At 68.2% G+C, this 18,238-nt stretch carries 19 protein-coding genes; 4 read left to right on the top strand and 15 right to left on the bottom strand.

The genetic code is table 11. The features are described 5' to 3' along the window. The 8 genes from AC3A3G_RS10595 to AC3A3G_RS10560 form a co-directional block, all read right to left on the bottom strand. Positions 1-984 carry a type II secretion system F family protein gene (locus AC3A3G_RS10595; protein WP_200168527.1) on the bottom strand — a complete coding sequence of 328 codons (984 nt, stop codon included), beginning with the start codon at positions 982-984 and terminating at the stop codon, positions 1-3. Between the two features lie 5 nt (positions 985-989). Beyond that, positions 990-2,573 carry a TadA family conjugal transfer-associated ATPase gene (locus AC3A3G_RS10590; protein WP_200168528.1) on the bottom strand — a complete coding sequence of 528 codons (1,584 nt, stop codon included), beginning with the start codon at positions 2,571-2,573 and terminating at the stop codon, positions 990-992. After that, on the bottom strand, positions 2,574-4,091 hold the full coding sequence (locus tag AC3A3G_RS10585; protein ID WP_125899395.1) for a CpaE/TadZ family protein: 1,518 nt from the start codon (positions 4,089-4,091) through the stop codon (positions 2,574-2,576). Then, positions 4,088-4,777: a CpaD family pilus assembly protein gene (locus tag AC3A3G_RS10580; protein WP_125899396.1), complete on the bottom strand. Its 690-nt coding sequence runs from the start codon at positions 4,775-4,777 to the stop codon at positions 4,088-4,090. Before AC3A3G_RS10580 ends, AC3A3G_RS10585 begins: the two co-directional genes overlap by 4 nt. 5 nt (positions 4,778-4,782) lie before the next feature. Further along, positions 4,783-6,336, bottom strand: a complete 1,554-nt coding sequence (locus AC3A3G_RS10575) for a type II and III secretion system protein family protein (protein ID WP_418903805.1) — start codon at positions 6,334-6,336, stop codon at positions 4,783-4,785. 11 nt (positions 6,337-6,347) lie between these two features. Then, positions 6,348-7,307 (bottom strand): Flp pilus assembly protein CpaB, encoded by a 960-nt coding sequence (cpaB, locus tag AC3A3G_RS10570; protein WP_200168531.1) that lies wholly within the window; start codon positions 7,305-7,307, stop codon positions 6,348-6,350. 110 nt (positions 7,308-7,417) lie between these two features. After that, positions 7,418-7,930 (bottom strand): A24 family peptidase, encoded by a 513-nt coding sequence (locus AC3A3G_RS10565; RefSeq protein ID WP_125899399.1) that lies wholly within the window; start codon positions 7,928-7,930, stop codon positions 7,418-7,420. A 126-nt stretch (positions 7,931-8,056) separates the two neighbouring features. Beyond that, positions 8,057-8,245, bottom strand: coding sequence for a Flp family type IVb pilin (locus AC3A3G_RS10560; RefSeq protein WP_200168549.1), 189 nt, complete (start codon positions 8,243-8,245; stop codon positions 8,057-8,059). A gap of 282 nt (positions 8,246-8,527) precedes the next feature. Between AC3A3G_RS10560 and AC3A3G_RS10555 the strand changes: the two genes are divergently transcribed. The 3 genes from AC3A3G_RS10555 to AC3A3G_RS10545 are packed head-to-tail and all read left to right on the top strand — an operon-like array spanning position 8,528 to position 10,025. After that, positions 8,528-8,932: a pilus assembly protein N-terminal domain-containing protein gene (locus tag AC3A3G_RS10555; protein ID WP_200168533.1), complete on the top strand. Its 405-nt coding sequence runs from the start codon at positions 8,528-8,530 to the stop codon at positions 8,930-8,932. Positions 8,933-8,940: 8 nt separating this feature from the next. Then, positions 8,941-9,471 (top strand): TadE/TadG family type IV pilus assembly protein, encoded by a 531-nt coding sequence (locus AC3A3G_RS10550; protein ID WP_200168534.1) that lies wholly within the window; start codon positions 8,941-8,943, stop codon positions 9,469-9,471. After that, complete coding sequence (locus AC3A3G_RS10545; RefSeq protein ID WP_200168535.1) at positions 9,468-10,025, top strand: TadE/TadG family type IV pilus assembly protein; 558 nt, start codon at positions 9,468-9,470, stop codon at positions 10,023-10,025. Before AC3A3G_RS10550 ends, AC3A3G_RS10545 begins: the two co-directional genes overlap by 4 nt. 1 nt (position 10,026) lies before the next feature. On the opposite strand, the gene AC3A3G_RS10540 is transcribed toward AC3A3G_RS10545, so the two are convergent. The 5 genes from AC3A3G_RS10540 to AC3A3G_RS10520 form a co-directional block, all read right to left on the bottom strand. Next, the gene (locus AC3A3G_RS10540) at positions 10,027-11,340 is read right to left on the bottom strand and encodes an anthranilate synthase component I family protein (RefSeq protein ID WP_487488184.1); all 1,314 of its coding nucleotides are present in this window, start codon (positions 11,338-11,340) and stop codon (positions 10,027-10,029) included. Beyond that, on the bottom strand, positions 11,337-12,113 hold the full coding sequence (locus AC3A3G_RS10535; RefSeq protein ID WP_412876726.1) for a tyrosine-protein phosphatase: 777 nt from the start codon (positions 12,111-12,113) through the stop codon (positions 11,337-11,339). Before AC3A3G_RS10535 ends, AC3A3G_RS10540 begins: the two co-directional genes overlap by 4 nt. A 41-nt stretch (positions 12,114-12,154) precedes the next feature. Further along, on the bottom strand, positions 12,155-12,472 hold the full coding sequence (locus tag AC3A3G_RS10530) for a winged helix-turn-helix domain-containing protein (protein ID WP_487488155.1): 318 nt from the start codon (positions 12,470-12,472) through the stop codon (positions 12,155-12,157). A gap of 1 nt (position 12,473) precedes the next feature. Next, complete coding sequence (locus AC3A3G_RS10525; RefSeq protein WP_487488154.1) at positions 12,474-13,100, bottom strand: hypothetical protein; 627 nt, start codon at positions 13,098-13,100, stop codon at positions 12,474-12,476. A gap of 152 nt (positions 13,101-13,252) precedes the next feature. Next, positions 13,253-14,698 carry an AMP nucleosidase gene (locus tag AC3A3G_RS10520; protein WP_487488153.1) on the bottom strand — a complete coding sequence of 482 codons (1,446 nt, stop codon included), beginning with the start codon at positions 14,696-14,698 and terminating at the stop codon, positions 13,253-13,255. Between the two features lie 111 nt (positions 14,699-14,809). On the opposite strand from AC3A3G_RS10520, the gene AC3A3G_RS10515 reads away from it, so the two are divergent. After that, positions 14,810-15,349, top strand: a complete 540-nt coding sequence (locus tag AC3A3G_RS10515) for an SRPBCC family protein (protein ID WP_487488152.1) — start codon at positions 14,810-14,812, stop codon at positions 15,347-15,349. A gap of 4 nt (positions 15,350-15,353) precedes the next feature. Here AC3A3G_RS10515 and AC3A3G_RS10510 read toward each other — a convergent pair whose 3' ends face one another. Together AC3A3G_RS10510 and AC3A3G_RS10505 are read right to left on the bottom strand one after the other, a co-directional pair. After that, the gene (locus tag AC3A3G_RS10510) at positions 15,354-16,004 is read right to left on the bottom strand and encodes an alpha/beta hydrolase fold domain-containing protein (protein ID WP_487488151.1); all 651 of its coding nucleotides are present in this window, start codon (positions 16,002-16,004) and stop codon (positions 15,354-15,356) included. 64 nt (positions 16,005-16,068) lie between these two features. Further along, the gene (locus AC3A3G_RS10505) at positions 16,069-18,189 is read right to left on the bottom strand and encodes a dipeptidyl-peptidase 5 (RefSeq protein WP_487488150.1); all 2,121 of its coding nucleotides are present in this window, start codon (positions 18,187-18,189) and stop codon (positions 16,069-16,071) included. Positions 18,190-18,238 lie beyond the last annotated feature (49 nt).

Below are 18,238 nucleotides of genomic sequence, written 5' to 3'. Positions count from 1 at the left end.
TCAGAACTTGAAGTTGATCATGCGCTTCATCACGAAGACGCCGGTGGCCATCCACAACACCGCGCCCAGCAGCATCACATGACCTCGAACGTCGGTGAACAGCAGCATCATGTAGCTGGGGCTCGTCACCGTCACCATGATCATCACCGCCGGCGGCAGGGAGCCGATGATGCCGGCCGACGCCACGGCTTCGGACGACATGGCCTTGATCTTTTCGCCCATCATCCGGCGGGCGCGCAACACCGAGGTCAGATTGCTCAGCGCCTCGGCCAGGTTGCCGCCCGACTTCTGCTGGATGGCGATGACGATGGCGAAGAACTTCAGCTCTGGCGTCGGCATGCGCTGATACATCTTGTCCAGCGCGTCGGCGAGCGTCAGTCCCACCCCCATGCCCTCGACCAGCAGGCGGAATTCCCCGCCCAGCGGCTCGGGGCTTTCACGCGCGATGACCTTGAAACAATCGTGGACGGGCAGACCCGTCTTGATGCCGCGCACCAGAACGTCCACGGCGTCGGGGAAGGCCAGGGAGAACTTCTTCATCCGCGCCTTGGCCTTCATGTTCACGATCCAGCGCGGCACGCCCAGACCCATGGCCACGCCGACGCCCAACACGATGAAGATGTTGGCGCCCAGAACAAAGGCCAGCAGCGAGCCGCTCAGCCCCATCACCACGCTGATGATGACAAAGGTCCGCATCGACAGGCTCAGGCCCGCCTGCTTCAGTTTTGCGCTGGTGGTCATCCGCGCCTTGCGCTCGCGCCGGTCGACTTCGCGCAGCTGGACCATGATCTGCTTGCGGCGCGCTTCGGGCGTATTGGCGGCCGCGGCGCGCTTGGCCGCCGCCACGGCCTCGGTCCGACCGGCCGCCAGGCCCTTGGCGCGCTTGACCGCCTGCCCCGAAGAGTCGTCGCCGCCGACCAGCACCCAGCCGACGCCGCCGATGGTGATGAAGGCCAGGACCGCCGCGAGGATCGGAAGAAGCATCGGCCCTACTCCGCCGCGTCCAGAGCTTCGGCCAGTTCGCGTTCCAGCCCGTAGTAGCGGGCGCGGTCCCAGAAGCGCGGACGGGCGATGCCGGTCGAACGATGGCGGCCGGTGATCTTGCCGTGCGTGTCTTCACCGGTGATGTCGTAAACGAACAGATCCTGAGTAACGATGACGTCGCCTTCCAGCCCCACCACCTCGGTGATGTGGGTGATGCGACGGCTGCCGTCGCGCAGGCGCGCGGCCTGAACGATGACGTCGATCGAGCCGACGATCATCTCGCGGATGGTCTTGGACGGCAGACCGTAGCCGCCCATGGTGATCATGGATTCCAGACGGCTGATCGCCTCACGCGGGCTGTTGGCGTGCAGCGTGCCCATCGAGCCGTCGTGGCCGGTGTTCATGGCCTGCAGCAGGTCGAAGGCCTCGGGGCCGCGCACCTCGCCGACGATGATGCGTTCGGGGCGCATCCGCAGGCAGTTCTTCACCAGGTCGCGCATGGTGATCTGGCCCTGCCCCTCCAGGTTCGGCGGGCGGGTCTCCAGCCGCACGACGTGGGGCTGCTGCAACTGCAGCTCGGCGGCGTCCTCGCAGGTGATGACGCGCTCGGTCGGGTCGATGAAGGCCGTCAGGGTGTTCAGCAGGGTCGTCTTACCCGAGCCGGTGCCGCCCGAGATGACCAGATTGCATCGCGCCGCGCCGATGACGCCCAGAACGCGCGCCCCCTCGGGACTGATGGAGGCGAACTCCACCAGATTGCGCATCGTCAGCTTGTCCTTCTTGAACTTCCGGATCGTCAGCGTCGGTCCGTCGATGGCCAGCGGCGGGGCGATGACGTTGACGCGGCTGCCGTCGGGCAGGCGGGCGTCGCAGATCGGGCTGGCCTCGTCCACGCGGCGGCCGACCTGGGACACGATCCGCTGGCAGATGTTCATCAGCTGGGTGTTGTCGCGGAAACGGACATTGGTCAGTTGCACCTTGCCGCCGACTTCGATGAAGACCCGCCCGGCCCCGTTGACCATGATGTCGGCGATGTCGTCGCGCGCCAGCAGCGGCTCCAGCGGGCCGTAACCGAGGACGTCGTTCAGGATGTCCTGGACCAGGTGCTCCTGCTCGGCCACCGACATGGAGACGTTCTTGATCGCCACCAGCTCGGCGACGATGTCGCGGATTTCCTCGGACGCCGCCTTCTGATCCAGCTGGGCCAGCTGGGCCAGGTCGATGGTGTTCATCAGGGCGTTGAAGATGGTCGTCTTCGTCGCGTGATAATAGTCGCTCTGCTCGCGCACGATTTCGGCGACGGCCTGGGCGTTCTTCAGCTGGGCCAGCCCCGCCGTGGCGCGCGGCCCCGCGCCGCCGGACGTCGGACGCGCGACCGGATCACCCTGCCCCAGCGCGTGCTCGAACGGATCTGGCCGCTTGGGAGTCGCCGGCGTCAGCGGGTCCAGTTCCTCAGGCGGGAAGGCGTCGACGGGATCCAGCGCCCTGTGCGACGACCGTTCCGCGACCGCGGCCAGGTCCGGCTCTGGCGAAGCGGCCGGACGCAGCGGCGCAACCGGAGCTCCCGATGCTGTCCGTTTCCCGAACACCTAGCCGCGCTTCTTGCTGAACAGGCCGGCGAACAGGGACGATCCCCCGGCCGAACCCTTTGCGGCGCGCGCCTGTCCGGCGGTCGTGGGCAGTTCACGATGGGACACGATCTGGGCCAGGGTCTCGAACGCCTCGGCCGCCTTGGTTCTGGCCGCCGAGTCCACGATCATCTGGCCGTTGTTGGCGGCCGCGCCGAAGACCTTGGCGTCGAAGGGAATGACCAGGCTGGGGTGAACGCCCAGCGCGGCGCCGAAATCCTTGACCGGGATCTCGGGACGTCCGGGAACGCCGACCTGGTTCAGCACCAGACGCGGCGGCGCGTCGTTCGGTCGCCCCTGCCTGATCAGATCGATCATGTTCTTGGCGTTGCGCAGGGAGGCCAGATCCGGCGTCGCCACCACCACCACCTCGTCCGCCGAAATCAGCGCCCGACGCATCCAGCCCGACCACAGGTGCGGCAGGTCCAGCACGACAAAGGGCGCCGTGGAACGGATGCGGCTCGTCACCTCCTCGAAGACTTCGGGCCCGAAATCCCAATCGGCGTCCAGGGTCGCGGGCGCCGCAAACAGGCTCAGCTTGTCGGTGCAGCGAACCGTCATCCGGTCCAGCAGGGTCGCGTCCAGGCGCTCGGGCTGCTTCAGGGCGTCAGCGACGCCGCCCAGCGGATCCTGGTTGAAATCCAGCCCCGCCGTGCCGAACGGCAGGTCATAATCGACGATGACTGTGTTGACGCCGATCCGCTCGCTCATGGCGTAGGCGGTGTTGTGCGCCACGGCCGAGGCCCCCGCCCCGCCGCGCGCGCCGACGAAGGCGATGGTGCGCCCGACGAAGGGCTGGGCCGGATCGGCGAACAGGCCGCCGATAGCCGCGATGAGCTGCAGCGGTTGAATCGGAGCGACCAGGTACTCGCTGACCCCGCGCCGCATCAGTTCGCGATACAACAGGATGTCGTTGGCCGCGCCGATGATCACCACCTTGGTGCCCGCGTCGCAAACCTGGGCCAGGGCGTCGATCTCGGCCAGAAGGCTCTGCGCGTCCTTCAGGCTTTCGACGATGACCAGGGGCGGTGTCGGTTCGCCCTGATAGGCCTCGATGGCCGCCTGAACGCCGCCGAGACGGATCTGGGTGGCCGCCCGCGCCATGCGGCGATCCTGGCCAGCGCGTTCAGCGGCGGCGGCCGTGTCCTGGCGCTCGGCGAAGACATGGACCCCGATACGCGGAATGGAGACCTCGACCGTCGCGCCGATCGGGCTAAGGCCGGACGACGTCGCCAGGGGCGCGGGCGCGGCGTCCACGACGGGCGACGCGGCGGGTTCAACCGGCGCCGGCTCGATCTCGGGCCGGACCGCCTCAGCGGCCATCGGGGCCGCAGTGTTCATGGAAACCGCAGATCCCGCCCCCGGAGACGCAGCAGCGCCGCCCCGGTCGTTGCGAAGGTCCAGAAACTCGTCGTCCAGATCAAAACCATCCAGGGCGTCGAACACGCTCGGCGCTTGGGGCTTGGCCAGGTTGCTCATTGAATGGCCTGTGAGATGCGCATCTGCGACAGCAAAGGCTCTCGCGTCGCTGAGGTGGCGGAGCCCTTGCGATAGGCGTCGAACACGACCGAGCGGCGCCCGGCTTCGGACGGCGTCATGCCGCGCGGCGCGACAATGTCGCGCGGGTCGGCGATCTGGGCGGCCAGGTTGGCGGTGACGGCGCAGCCGAAGTTCGAAGCGGACTGGTTGTCGCCGCTGCGGCCCAGATTGCCCCACTGCGTCCCGCACTGCGGAACCACGGCGCGGACCGTCTCGAAGCCGACCAGCACCGGCGCACGCGGGTCCGGCGCGGCGTAGGCCGCGACCTTGATACGGTTCTCGGGCACGCCCGCCTGGTGCAGAGCCGCCTTGACGCCCCAGGCCGCTTCGCTCGCCACCGGGTCGCCGCCCGATGGCGCCTCGATCACCAGCACAGGCGCGCCCTCCATAGCGAAGCGGTTGACCAGATCGCCCAGCGCCGCGCGCTGATTGCCGGACAGGCCCGTCTCGTGAACCGCCAGGGCGATACGCTCCAGCCCCGGCTCGACCTGGAGCGAGAAGCGCGATGTCGGCGTCAGGGGCGGCTCGCCGCCCAGACTCGCCGGGCCGCCGACGCAGGCCGACAGCGCCAGCCCGCCCAGGGCCAGGGCGATCAGGGGAAGGAAACGCGAGGCAGGTCGGGTCATGGCGTTCACTCGATCACATAGCCGACGGGTCCACGCCATCCGGCGCCCGCCTGGGCGGTCGGCGCAGGCGAGCCGTAGACCTGGTTCAACTGGCCGAAGAAAATGGTCTGGGCGTCATGGGCGATGCGCAGGCCGTCGGCCGGCGTCTGCATCCGGCCCGGCGCCGTCGGCGTGACGATGTAGGGTTCGACGATGACCACCAGCTCGGTCTCGCCCATCAGATAGTCACGCGATCGGAACAACTGGCCCAGCACCGGGATGTTGGTCATGCCCGGCAAGGAATCCACCGCCTGACGCGTGCTTTCCTGCAACAGGCCTGCGATCATCATCGATCCGCCCGAGGGCAGCTCGACGGTGTTTTCACTGCGCCGCACGGACAGGCCTGGCAGGGTGACGGAAGAGGGCGTGCCGGCGCCGATGGTCAGGCCGCCGCTGGGCGTCAACTCCGACACCTCCACCTTGACCTGGAGACTGATACGTCCGCCGGAAAGCACCACCGGCCGGAAGCCCAGCGCCACGCCGTAGGGTTTGTACTGAACCACGATCTGACCATCGCGATCACGACCCGTGGGAACCGGAAACTCGCCGCCGGCCAGGAAACTGGCGGCCTCGCCGTTAACCGAGGTCAGATTGGGCTCGGCCAGGGTGCGGACCAGGCCGACCCGCTCGAACGCCTTCAGGGTCGCCGAACCCTTGTTCAGGCCGTCCGAGCCGGGCCCCGTACCCGGCTGGGCCGTCTCCCAGTTCACGGGATCACCCGGGCCGCCATCGACGATGACCGGACACATGGCGCCGTCCGGCCAGCCCGGCCCGATGCACGGCGCCTCCATCTGGAAGTTCTTGGTGGTGTCGCGGGCGATGCCCCCGGCGATCCCGCCCAGAAGGGAGCCGTTGACGCCCCAGGTCGCGTTGTTGCCCAGCAGCCACTGGGTGTCGCCGACACGGCCGATCACGGCCTGGGTGTCAAAGCCCAGTTGCTTGACGACATTGCGCTGCACCTCGACCACGCGGACCTTCAGCGTCACCTGGTCCGAACCGGCGACCGTGATCATGTTCATGACCTTCTCGGGCGCGGTGACGAAGGCGCGCGCCACCTGGGCGGCGCGGTCGGCGTCGGCGGGGCTGGCGGCCACCCCGGTCAGGATGATGCTGTCGTTGACCGCCTCGGCCTGCAGGTTAGAGCCCGGCGCGACGCGGTTCAGCGTATCCTGAAGGGCGCTGACGCCCGCATCCACCCGTACCCGCAAGGCCAGGATGGCGCGCCCCGAAGCGTCCAGGAAGACCGCGTCCGTCTCGCCGCCCTCCAGGCCGATCATGGTGATGCGGCGCGGCGTGTGCAGCATGGCCTCGGCCACGCGCGGATTGGAGATGATGATGTCCCTTGCGTCGGCGGGCAGATCGACGGCGAAGGAGGTGCCGCGCGGCAGGTTGACCAATTGCGGGGCCGAGCCCGCCGTAACCGCGGCGCGCGTCGTCTGGGCGTCGGCCTGATCCATGGGCGCGCTCGCCCCGCTCAGGGCGAGTACGGCGACGCAGGCGGCGGCGGCGAAGCGGTTCATGCTGGAGATCCTCATGGCGTCGCCACGTCCTGGGGCGCGCCGCCGCCGCGATAGACCTTCACCACCGAGCCCTGTCGTTCGCCTCCGCGTCGCACGGCGCCGGGGACATGACCCGAAGGCCCCGCCGTATCGGCATAGGAGCGCAGCACCAAGGACAGATCGCCCTCGGACCGCGCCAGCGCCAGTAACTCGGCGTCGCGCTCGCTGACCGCCAAGGTGGCTGTGGCGCCGACCACGGCCTGCTCGTCCTCGGCGGCGCGGGTGCTCTGGTCGATGGCCAGAACCTTCATGTTGCGCATGATGGTCGCCGTGGTGAAGCGCGGCCCGGCGCCGCTGTCGTTGTTCTTGATTTCGCGCGTCATCAGCACGTCCACCCGGTCGCCGGGCAGGATGAAGCCGCCGGCGGCGGTCTCGACGGTGACGCGAATGGCCATGGCGCGCGTGCCCGGCTCCAGATAGGCGGCCATGTAGCCGCTGTCCCCGGCGCGGACGATCTTGCGCGCCACGATGGGCTCTCCGGCCAGGATGGGTTCGCGCACCACGGCGCCGATGTAGTCGGCCTTGGCGCCAGGGCCGTTCAGTTCGGCGGCGGCCTTCATGGCCCGATCAACCGCCTGGGCGCGGGCCTCATCGCGGGTCGGCTTGTCCTTGGCCGTGCCATCGACCGCCGCGTTCTCTGCGGCGGCGCCTTCAGGCTTGGCCGGAAGCGGGGTCGAGCCGTCGGTGATGAAGAGGGGGTTCAGTTCCTCGACCGGCCAGTCCTTCCAGCTCAGGTCGGCGTCGGCCAGGCGGCGCCCCGGCTCCAGATCGCGCGCGGCGACCAGCACCTTGGCCATCGGCCGCGCCTCGACGGCGGCCGCTACGGACGCGGCCGGTTCGCGGCCGGGCGACCCCATGGCGCGCACCACCAGCGCCAGGCCGACGGCGGCCAGGGCGGCGATGCAGATGACGGCGATTTTGGCGGGCTTCATCGACGGTCTCCGGCAGACGCGGATCCGCGCGGATCGCCCCCTGCCGTTAACAATGATGAGGGATCGAGGTTAACGCGTCCCTAAGCGGGACAGCCCTTGGGGAACATCGATCATCCGGCGATGAAGGCCGCCATCACGGGACTGGCCGGATAGGCCAGAAGCGCGCCGATGGCGATGGCGACTCCATAAGGGATGTCTCCCTTGGGCTGCATCAGCCGCATCATCCAGCCCGGCCCGGTCTGGGCCAGAATGGGCAGACGGCTGCGCGCCGTCAGCAACAGCATGCAGAACGCCCCGCCCGCCAGGCCCGTGTAGAGCAAAAAGTGCAACGTGCCCGACAGGCCCATCCACAGCGTGGCCGCGGCCAACAGCTTGGCGTCGCCGCCGCCGATCCAGTTCAGGGCGAACATACCCGCTCCGATGAACAGGCCCGCCACAGCCATCCCGGCCGAAACCCCGACCACGCTCAACGGCAATCCCAACGCCAGCGCCGTCGGAAAGAAGCCGACCACCAGGGCGATCGAGATCCAGTTCGGAATCTTCATCGTCGTCAGATCGTACAGGGCCGCGACGACGGCGAGAACCGGAAGAATGGCGAGGAGAAGAAGCGAAAGCTGGTCCATGCCGTCAGCCTGACCTCAAGTCTTTAAGACTCAGTTTCCTGGTGAAGTTCTGCAAGATGACTCTCGGTCAAAGGAAAACGGCCGGAGCTTTCGCTCCGGCCGTCGCAACCAAACCTGGATAAGGTCTTAGCCTTTCTTAGCGGGAGCAGCCTTGTCCAGTTCGGTGTTCACGCCGTCGAACATGCCTTTGACCTTCGGGCCAATGGCGACAAGCGCGCCGATGATGACCACCGAGATCAGGGCGGCGATCAGGCCGTATTCAATGGCCGTGGCGCCCGATTCGTCTTTGGCGAAGCGATTGATGAAATTACGCATGAGATGTCTTCCTTTGTTATAAGCGAGCAACAGTTCCACCATTCAGGGTCACCGGCTTTGCCCGCTTGACCCCCGTTTGCATGACGACAATGCCGCCTCGTGGATTAAGGACGAGTAAAATCTACCAGCCTCCCGCATGAATATGATGGTTACTTTGATATTTACTATAAAAGTCCCTGCCGACCGGCATTCTCTGGAATTTCAGGAAATCTTGACCTTTGGGTCGCACCTTTCGTGCGCGGCGTCGCGCGCGCCGGTTCCTTTGACTCCGGAGGCCCCGACATGCCGGCATCGGCCAAGCCCAAGGGCGCAAGCCTGATCCGCACCCTGTTCGTCGCCTTGCCGATCGCGCTGGGCGCAGCGCCGGCATCGGCGCAGGAGCGGCCGCTGGAGGTTCGAATTCATCAGGCGACGCGCGTCAATCTGAGCGCAGCCGCCGGATCGGTCATCGTGGCCAACCCCGGTATCGCCGACGTGGCGGTGACGGACGCCCGGACCCTGTTCATCACCGGCAAGGATTACGGCGTGACCGAGATCATCGCCGTCGACGCCCTGGGTCGGCCCCTGTTCCAGCGCCAGGTCGTGGTGGCCCCGGCCGGGACCGGCGCCGTACGAGTCTGGCGCGGCCGCGAGGCGACCGAAGTGACCTGCGGCACGGCTTGCGCCCCCGCCGGGCGCGGCTCATAGGCCCGGCCTTGTCAACGCGCCGCCAGGCTCGGGATCGACGCGAAGGCTCGACGGCGATCGAGTTCGGGCTGGTTGCGATCCCGTTCTTCCTGCTGCTCTTCGGCATTCTGGAGATCGGCCTGATGCTGCTGGTCGACGCCCTGGTCGAGACGGCCGCCTCGGACGCTGCGCGGCAGATCCGCACCGGCCAGGCCCAGGAAGAGAAGCTGACGCCGGAACAGTTCAAGACCCACTTCTGCTCTGAAATGGGCTTTTTCTCCAGCAACTGCGGCAGCCGCGCCTTCATCGATGTGCGCGTCATCGACGATTTTTCGCTCAACGATCCGAACAAGCAGCCGCCTGACCCGATGAGCGGCGCGCGGTTCGACTCCAGCCAGCTCGGCTTCGAACCCGGCGCGCCGGGCGAGCGGGTTCTGGTGCGCATCTGGTACGAACAACCGATCTTCACCCCGGTGATCGCCCAGGCCGTATCGCGCACCAAGGATAACCGAGTGATGCTGACGACCACCCTGGCTTTCCGCAACGAGCCCTACCAATGAGCCGGCGCCCGCGCTTCACCCCCCTAAGGCGTCTGCCTCGCGACCAGGGAGGCGCGACAGCGATCGAATTCGCCCTGATCGCGCCGATCATGATTCTGCTCTATTTCGGCCTGGTCGAGTTCAGCCAGGGCTTCATGGCCCAGCGCCGCGCCAGCCACGCCGCCTCGGTCGTGTCCGATCTGATCGCCCAGAGCGAGCGGACCAGCCGCGCAGGCATCGACGCGGTCTTTGCGGTCGGCGGACTGATCATGCGCCCCTTCCCCGCCAGCGAGCTATCGGTCCGGGCCTCCAGCATCGCCGTCGACGCCAACGGCAAAGCGACGGTGGAATGGAGCCACGGCAACGGCAAGGCGCTGGCCCCGCTCCAACGCGACGATCCGATCAGCGACCTGCCGTCCGACGTGGTCGAGAAGGAACAGACCATCATCATGGGCGAGACGGAATACGTCTATCAATCGCCCTTCGCCGCGGTCCTGCCCAAACCGGTCACGCTGTCTCGCCGTTACTTCTTGCGCCCGCGAACCGTCGATCGCGTCGTCTGCACCGACTGCTGACCTAACCGACCAGAGCCTCCTTCAGCGCCAGGATCTTGGCCTCGGTCTCCAGCCGCTCGGCGTGCGGGTCGCTGTCGGCGACGATGCCCGCGCCGGCCTGGGCGCGCCAGCCCCAGCCCGCCGCATCCTGCACAAAGGCCGCCGTCCGGATCAGCACAGACGCCGTCAGCGCCTGATCACCGTCCAGCCCCAGGCCGAACAGGGAGCCGCACCACGGCCCGCGCGGCGGCTCATGGCCCGCGATCACCTTCATGGCCTGATGCTTGGGGGCCCCGGTGATGGAGCCGGGCGGAAAGGCGGCTTCCAGCACGTCGGCCGGGCCGAAACCGTCCGCCGCCTGGGCGCTGACCGTCGAGACCAGATGATGCACGGTCGGATGACGCTCGACCTCGAACAGGCGCTCGACCCTGACCGAGCCCGGTCGCGCCGCCCGCGCCAGATCATTCCGCATCAGATCGACAATCATCAGGTTCTCGGCCCGATCCTTGGCGCTGGCGGCCAGTTCAGCGGCCAAGACGGCGTCGATGGCCGGATCGGGATCACGCGGACGCGTCCCCTTGATCGGCCGGGTTTCCATCCGCCCATCGACGCCGTCAAAAGTCAGGAACAATTCGGGCGAGTTCGACACGATGGCCCGCCCGCCTAACCGCCAGAAGGCGCCGTAGGCCGCGCCGCGCGCCGCCGATAGCCGAAGAAAGACGTCGAACGGGTCTCGCCCGGCCTCCAGCCGCCCGGACCAGGCGCGAGCGATATTGGCCTGGAACAGCTCGCCGGCCGCGATACGCGCCACGACGTCCGCCACCGCCGCCTCATAGACCTCAGGCGGCGCCTCGCCGTCAAAGGCGGATGCGGGCGCGGACGGCGCATCGGGCGCTTCGGCCAGCGTCAGCCATCCCGCCGCCCGGCGGACCTGCTCACGCGCCTCCGCCGCCGTGCGCCCGCGCCCCACGGCGTGGACGACCTTTTTCTGATGATCGAAGGCCAGCACGGCCGGATAGCGGGCCAGCATCAAGTCCGGCCAGGCCCCGCTCCGCTCGCCCGTCGCGGAACGCGCGCCGGCGTCATAGCTCATCAACCCGACAACGCCGCCTCCCGCAAAGCTCGGATCACGCAGAGCCTGGAACAGGGCCGCGTCATCCGCCCGCCCCGCCACGCTCAGATCCGGCTCGCAGGCGACAAAAGACAGCCTCCCGCCGTGCGCGGCGGGATCCCCCGCCCCGGCGATCAGCGCCAGCGCGCCCTCGCGCCGGTTCAACCCCGCCGCGACAGCCAGCGGATCGACCCAGCCGCACGGCTCGATCTGCAGAGCTTTCAGCGACACAGCCGCGCCCGTATACGATCGGCCCGGTCCGCATCCACGCCCAGAGCCTGATCCAGATAGGCGCGGATCGAGCCGTGCCGCATCTCGATGGCGGTGAAGGCGGCGTGCAGATAGCCGCCCTCCACCCCGAGAAAGGCGACGACGGCCCCGTGCGAAGCCATGCGGCCGGTGAAGGCGGTCAGCTTGCGCGCCATCTCCTCGGCCCGCTCGTCCAGTCTCACAGCCTGATTGGTCAGCAGGTAGTCGGCCATCAGATCGTCGCGCGATACGCCCAGCAGGCTGTGGGTCAAGGCCGCCAGCAGGCCGGTCCGGTCCTTGCCCGCCGCGCAGTGGATCAGCACCGGCCCCTCGACCTCGGCCAACAGGCGGAAGTAGCGGCCGAACAGGTCGACATGAGCCGCTTCGAAGGGCAGGCGGCGATAGGTCTCGGTCATGAAGGCGCGACCGGACGCCTCGGTCAGGTCGGCGGTCTTCAGAAAAGTCAGGTGCGGCGCCTCGCCGCCGTCGTCATGGTCGCTTTCGATCAGCGTCCCGGCCCAGCCGACCGGACGGCGCGAAGGTTGGGCGCGGCGCTCGCTGGGCCGACGCAGGTCGACCACGGCAGCCAGCTTCAGCGTCTCCAGTTGCGCCACGTCCGCCTGCGTCGCCCGCGCCTGATGCGCCGAACGATACAGCCGCCCGCGCGCCAGAAGACAGTCATCCACGGCGTAGCCGCCATAGTCGCGGAAGTTGTCGATGGCCTCGAACGGCGAAAGGCGGTCGCTCATGACCGCCTTCCTTAGACTGTTCCTCGAACGACGCCAGTCGCCTAACGCCCCGCCACCAGGGCCGACATGGCGTCCAGATAGGTAAGGAAGGCGTCGCGGCCTATCTCTGTCATGCTGGCCCGCGTCAGGGGCTTGCGGCCCTGAAAGCTCTTGGACACGGCGACGAAGCCCGCCTCCTCCAGCTTGCGCAAATGCACCGACAGATTGCCGTCCGTCGTCTGCAGCCGCGCCTTCAGTTCGCTGAAGTCGGCGCTCTCCACCCCGGACAGATAGGCCATGATCCCCAGGCGCACCCGGCCGTGGATCACCTCGTCGATGCAGGCGATGTCGAAGTTCGAGGTCTCGTCCTCGACGTTCATCTCAGCCCGCCTTCTTCGTTGCGCCGCGCACCAGGATCAGTCCGGGCGCGAGGGCGACGGCGATCAGCAGGACCAGATAGACCGGATAGATGAGCAGGGGATCGCCCAGTCCGGCAAGCACCACGGCGCCGGCGTAAGAGATCAGGCCCACGACGTTGAGCCAGGCCTTGCGGCTGATGGCGGCCACTACCATCCAGGCCGAACCGTAGGCGCCCATGACCACCGTCGGCATCAGGGCCATCACGCCCCAGTCGCCGGTGCGCCAGCCGAAGACCATCAGGGCCGTCCAGGTGACGAAGATGCCGTAGCCGATGGCCGACCAGGCCGCGCCGACCGACCGGTTCATGGCGCTGGCGCCGCCGCAGGCGCTTTCGATGCGGCGGATGAGCACGACCAGAGCGATCACGAATACTGCGGCTGCACCCAGCCACAGCGACAGGCTTTCCCAGCCGCCGTTGGGGATGCGACCCAGCGCCATCATCCACTGGCCGACCGTGGCGACCCCGAAGATTACGGCCGCGGCGACCAGCACCGATCCGCCCAGAAGCGGCGCCTGCCGTCCCTCCTGGGCGAGGGCCTTCATATAGGCGATGTCGTCGTGAACGGATTGAACCTGGTCGCGGGTCATGGCGTCTCTCCCTGCCTGTTGAAAGCGAGAATGGGCCAAGAACTTTATTCTGTAAAGTTCTTTCTTGAAATCGCACCATACGACCCTCCCAGCGCCCAAGCAAAAGGGCGCCGGGGGAGCCCCCAGCGCCCTCATCAGGTCAGCGGGTCGTCTTACCGGAACGGCGGCTCGTCGAAGGCGCGCAGCTTGCGCGAGTGCAAACGGGCGCCTTCGGCGCGCAACAGGTCCACCGCCTGAATGCCGATCTGCAAATGCTCGGAGATCGAGCCTTCATAGAAGCGGTTGGCCTGGCCCGGCAGCTTGATCTCGCCGTGCAACGGCTTGTCCGAGACGCACAGCAGTGTCCCGTAGGGCACGCGGAAGCGATAGCCCTGGGCCGCGATGGTGGCGCTTTCCATGTCGATGGCGACGGCGCGGCTCTGGTTGAAGCGCAGAGCCGACTTGGAATAGCGCAGCTCCCAGTTGCGGTCGTCGGTAGTGACGACCGTGCCGGTGCGCAGCCGCTTCTTGACCTCTTCGCCCGGCGCGCCCGAGACCAGCTTGGTCGCATCATAGAGGGCGCGCTGCACCTCGGCGATGTTGGGGATGGGGATGTCGGCGGGCAGGACGGCGTCCAGAACATGGTCGTCGCGCAGATAGGCGTGGGCCAGCACATAGTCGCCGATGGTCTGGCTGCCGCGCAGGCCGCCGCAGTGGCCGATCATCATCCAGGCGTGCGGACGGGTGACGGCCAGATGGTCGCAGATCGTCTTGGCGTTCGACGGCCCGACGCCGATGTTGACCAGGGTGATGCCCTGACCGTCCGGCCGCGTCAGGTGATAGGCGGGCATCTGATGGCGGCGCCAGGCCGCGTCCATGATGGCGACTTCCGGGTTCGGCGTGGCGCGGTCGATGACCACGCCGCCGGCGCACGACAGGGTTTCATAGGGGCTGTCCGGATCGGCCAGCTGGGCGCAGGCCCAGCGCACGAACTCGTCGACGTAGCGATGATAGTTGGTGAACAGCACATAGGACTGCACGTCCTCGACCGGGGTGCCGGTGTAGTGACACAGGCGGGCCAGCGAGAAGTCGGTGCGCAGACCGTCGAACTGGGCCAGGGGGAAGCCCTCGCCCGGCTCGAACAGGCCGTCCGAGATTTCATCGCCGATGTGGGCCAGGTCCGTGGTCGGGAACCAGCGGGCGATGGCCGCCGTCATGGAGCTGTCCAGCACCACGCCGGACCCGTCCAGCACATAGGGGAAGGGGATTTCCTGTTCCGACGGCTCGACCGTGATCCGGGCGCCGTACTCGTCGGACAGCAGCGTCAGCTGCTCCAGCAGATAGGCGCGGTACAGGTCGGGGCGGGTGACGGTGGTCGTATAGACGCCAGGGCGCGACAGGCGGCCGAAGGCGCGCGTCTCAAGATTCTGCGGGCGGTCGCCGAACCAGCTGATGGTCAGTCGGGGATAGGCGAACAGGCCGGCGGCCCGCGCTTCGAGATCGGCGCGCTCGCCGGTCTCGAGGAAGCGCTTCACTGCATTGCGCAGGTTGGCGACGGATTGCTTGTAGAGGGTTTCGAGGCGGTCCAGCGCCGCCTGGGGGGTCATCTTGTCTGTCATGGCTTCCTCTAGCGGAAATCCGTGACCTTGGCGAGACGGGGGAAACACGCCGACATGACAGTTGACCAAGGACGCCGGCGCGCGCTTCCTCATGCGGCTGGAGGATTTCCCATGGCTCGACGCCTTTTCGCCCTCGCCGCCGCAACCGCTACGCTGGCCGCCGCCTTCGTTTCGACGCCCGCCTCGGCCGAGGTGAAGTCGGCCGCGCCGCATGGCTTCGAGGTCGGCGGGACGCTGACCCTGAACGCGCCGCCCGCGCGAGTCTGGGCGATGTTGACCGCGCCCGACGCCTGGTGGAGCCGCGACCACCGCTGGTTCAAGAACTCAGTCCTGTCGCTGGACCTGTCGCCCGGCGGCTGCTGGTGCGAGCGGGCGGCGGACGGCCGCGTCTCGCGCCATCTGGAGACGGTGCTGGTCGAGCCGGGATCGAAGCTCGTGCTGCAAGGCGGCCTCGGTCCGCTGCAGGGCCAGGGCGCGGCGGGCGGCCTGACGTTCAGCCTGAAGCCGGAAGGAGACGGGACGACCCTGACGTGGACCTATGTCGTCGGCGGCTACGCGAGCGGCGGGCTGGAAGCCTGGGCCGCGCCGGTCGACGGAGTGCTGTCGGCCCAACTGGCCAATCTGAAGACGCAGGCCGAGCGGGCCGACTGACGTCTCAACCCAGCGCCTCGCGCAGGAAGGCTATCGCGCCCGTCCTATCGCCCGCCGCTCCGCGCCAGACCGACGCCGCGTCGGAGGCGCCGCCATAGGCGGACGGGTCGGTGAAGGTCGCGTCCGGCCGCTGCGGCGCGCCCAGGGCCGCCGCCGCACGCACCGCGCCGGGCGCGCCGGCCGCCGCCAGATAGCGCCGGTCCAGCGCCAGCATCAGCGCTGCACCACCGCCCTCGCCCTGGCCCAAAACGCCGATCCGCCTCGCATCGCCTCCCAGATCATCCGCCCGCCGCGCCGCCCAGGCGACCGCCGCCGCCGCATCGGCGATGTAGGCTGGATAGGGACTGCCCGGCGCCGCGCGGCGGTCGGCCAGAACCACGACGAAGCCGCGCTCGGCCAGATCGCGCGCCGTGCGTTCATCCGCCGCCTCGGGCGCGCCGTCCGGCAACAGAACCAGCATCGGCGAGCCGCCCGCCCGCGCCGGGCGATAGAGGCGCAACGTCTGACGCGGATCGGCGCCATAGGCCGCGCGCGCCGTGCGCCAGCCGGGCGGCCCCAGCGCCACGGACGGCGTCAGGCCCTCGCCGACCAACGGCGCGCAGGCCGCCGTCGCCACGGTCGCCAGCAGCGGCGCCAGAAGCCCTCGTCTCGTCATTCCGCCTCCCCGAAAGCTGAAGGGCGCGGCCCTGTCGAACCGCGCCCCGAAGTCAAGCAGAGCCTTACTTGGCCAGATGCTTATCCAGCCAGCCGAAGACCTCATTGTGCCACTGCAGGCTGTTGGCCGGCTTCAGCACCCAGTGGTTCTCGTCCGGGAAGAAGACGAAGCGGCTCTCGATCCCGCGCCGTTGCAGGGCGGTGAAGGTCGACAGGCTCTGCGAGGTCGGGATGCGGAAGTCGAGGTCGCCCTGAACCACCAGCATCGGATCGCGCCAGTTCTGCACATGGTTGGCCGGGTTGAACTTCTGATAGCCCTCCGGATTCTCCCACGGCGTGCCGCCGTATTCCCATTCGGTGAACCACAGCTCCTCGGTGCCGTAGCCCATGCCGAAGGTGTCGAAGACGCCGTCGTGGTTGACCAGGCATTTGAACTCGCCCGCCCAGTTGCCCGCGATCCAGTTGATCATATAGCCGCCGTAGGAGGCGCCGAGCGCGCAGGCGTTCTGGCCGTCCAGGAAGTCGTACTTCGACTGGGCGAAGGCCCAGCCCTTCTGCAGGTCTTCCAGCGGGCGGTCGCCCCAGTGCTGGCTGATGGCGTCGGTGAATTCCTGGCCGTAGCCGGTCGAGCCGTGGAAATCGATCATCACCACCGCATAGCCCGCGCCCGCATAGGTCTCGGGGTTCCAGCGGTAGGACCAGCCGTTGCCGAACGAGCCCTGCGGCCCGCCGTGGATCAGGAACGCGACCGGATACTTCTGGCCCTCGACATAGTTGGCGGGCTTGATGACGTAGCCGTGGACCGTCTCGTCGTTCCAGCCGGGGAAGCTGAACTGTTCGGCCTCGCCGAAGGCCTTGGTCGCCAGCTGCGGGTTCACGTTCGTCAGGCGGCGCGGCATTTCGCGGCCGCGATAGGTCTTGAAGAACAGGTCGCTGGGCGAGGTCAGGGTGTCGACCGCCATGACGAAGCCCGAGGGCGTCTGCTGGAAGGCGCCGACGTGGCCTTCACCCGTCAGCGGCGTCACCACCCCGTTGCGCGCGTCGATGGCGAATAGGCGAGTCTGACCGACGTCGCCCGCCGTGGTGTAGAGGGTGTTCCCGTCCTTCGACCATTGCAGCGTATCGGCCGAGCGGTCCCAGTTGGCCGCGATCTGGCGCGTTTGGCCGGTGGCGACGTCGCGCAGGAAGATCGAATATTTGTCGGCCTCGAAGCCCGGACGGGCCATGGCGCGGTAGGCCAGGGTCTGACCGTCCGGCGAGAAGACCGGGCCGGTGTCCCAGGCCGGGTTGGCCTCGGTCAGATTGGTCAGTTGGCCGGGCGCCGAGACGGCGACGCTGTAGAGATCGAAGTTGGTGCTCCACGGCTCGCTGTTTCCAGCCTTGCGCGCCGAGAAGACCAGCGAGCGGCCGTCAGGGGCGAAGGTGAACTCGCTCTCGTCGCCGAACGGCTTAGACGGGGTGTCGCCGTCGAAGCCTTTCGTGACCCAGACCGGTTCGCCGCCCGCCTTGCCGTCAGCGCCGATCGACTGGACGAAGAGGTGGTTCTGGGTGTGGTCGTTCCACGTATCCCAGTGACGCACGAACATGCGGTCATAGACCTGGCCGGTGGACTTGCGCTCGGCCTCGGTCTTGCCGCGCGTGACCGAGGCGGTCAGGTCCGCCGCATCCGGATAGACGGCCAGAGACACGGCCACGGCGTCGCCCGCGCCATTGATGCGATAGGCGTTGACGTCGGTCGGCAGGGCCGTGACCTGCATCGCCGTCGCGCCCTTGTCGCCCGAGACCCAGACCTGGCTCGAACCCGAACGGCCCGACAGGAAGTACAGCTTGCCGTCGACGCCCCAGCGAGCGGTGTTGGCGCCGCCCTCGGAGATGTCCAGCTTCTGCGGCTGCGCCTCGCCCTTCAGGCCCAGGATGTAGAGGGCGCTGGAGCGCTTGTTGGCCGCCACGTCCGTCTGGGTCAGGGCGTAGACCACCCACTCGCCGTCCGGCGACACCTGGGGATCGCCCAGCCGGTTGGCCGAGATCATGTCCTGATAGGTGAAGGCCGTACGGGCCTGGGCCGTCGCTGGGGCCGTCGCAGCCGCCGGAGCGACCAGCGCCCCCTCGGCCAGGGCCGGCAGGGCCGTGGCGGTCAGCAGGGCGGCGGCGCTGAGGCCGGACAGGAGATGGGGCAGGCGGCGCATTCGGCGCTCCTCATGCGGATGTGAAGTCTGGCCGAAGGCCTAACACCGC

Source organism: Brevundimonas sp. Soil_N_31 (genome assembly GCF_057655995.1).
The sequence above is the reverse complement of the archived record's forward strand: the minus strand, read 5'-3'. Positions and strand labels throughout refer to the sequence as shown.

Excerpts from the sequence above, each read along its gene's own strand:
- AC3A3G_RS10595 (WP_200168527.1), bottom strand. The coding sequence starts at position 984 with ATGCTTCTTCCGATCCTCGCGGCGGTCCTGGCCTTCATCACCATCGGC.
- AC3A3G_RS10585 (WP_125899395.1), bottom strand. The coding sequence starts at position 4,091 with ATGAGCAACCTGGCCAAGCCCCAAGCGCCGAGCGTGTTCGACGCCCTG.
- AC3A3G_RS10580 (WP_125899396.1), bottom strand. The coding sequence starts at position 4,777 with ATGACCCGACCTGCCTCGCGTTTCCTTCCCCTGATCGCCCTGGCCCTG.
- AC3A3G_RS10575 (WP_418903805.1), bottom strand. The coding sequence starts at position 6,336 with ATGAACCGCTTCGCCGCCGCCGCCTGCGTCGCCGTACTCGCCCTGAGC.
- cpaB (WP_200168531.1), bottom strand. The coding sequence starts at position 7,307 with ATGAAGCCCGCCAAAATCGCCGTCATCTGCATCGCCGCCCTGGCCGCC.
- AC3A3G_RS10565 (WP_125899399.1), bottom strand. The coding sequence starts at position 7,930 with ATGGACCAGCTTTCGCTTCTTCTCCTCGCCATTCTTCCGGTTCTCGCC.
- AC3A3G_RS10560 (WP_200168549.1), bottom strand. The coding sequence starts at position 8,245 with ATGCGTAATTTCATCAATCGCTTCGCCAAAGACGAATCGGGCGCCACG.
- AC3A3G_RS10555 (WP_200168533.1), top strand. The coding sequence starts at position 8,528 with ATGCCGGCATCGGCCAAGCCCAAGGGCGCAAGCCTGATCCGCACCCTG.
- AC3A3G_RS10545 (WP_200168535.1), top strand. The coding sequence starts at position 9,468 with ATGAGCCGGCGCCCGCGCTTCACCCCCCTAAGGCGTCTGCCTCGCGAC.
- AC3A3G_RS10535 (WP_412876726.1), bottom strand. The coding sequence starts at position 12,113 with ATGAGCGACCGCCTTTCGCCGTTCGAGGCCATCGACAACTTCCGCGAC.
- AC3A3G_RS10530 (WP_487488155.1), bottom strand. The coding sequence starts at position 12,472 with ATGAACGTCGAGGACGAGACCTCGAACTTCGACATCGCCTGCATCGAC.
- AC3A3G_RS10525 (WP_487488154.1), bottom strand. The coding sequence starts at position 13,100 with ATGACCCGCGACCAGGTTCAATCCGTTCACGACGACATCGCCTATATG.
- AC3A3G_RS10520 (WP_487488153.1), bottom strand. The coding sequence starts at position 14,698 with ATGACAGACAAGATGACCCCCCAGGCGGCGCTGGACCGCCTCGAAACC.
- AC3A3G_RS10515 (WP_487488152.1), top strand. The coding sequence starts at position 14,810 with ATGGCTCGACGCCTTTTCGCCCTCGCCGCCGCAACCGCTACGCTGGCC.
- AC3A3G_RS10510 (WP_487488151.1), bottom strand. The coding sequence starts at position 16,004 with ATGACGAGACGAGGGCTTCTGGCGCCGCTGCTGGCGACCGTGGCGACG.
- AC3A3G_RS10505 (WP_487488150.1), bottom strand. The coding sequence starts at position 18,189 with ATGCGCCGCCTGCCCCATCTCCTGTCCGGCCTCAGCGCCGCCGCCCTG.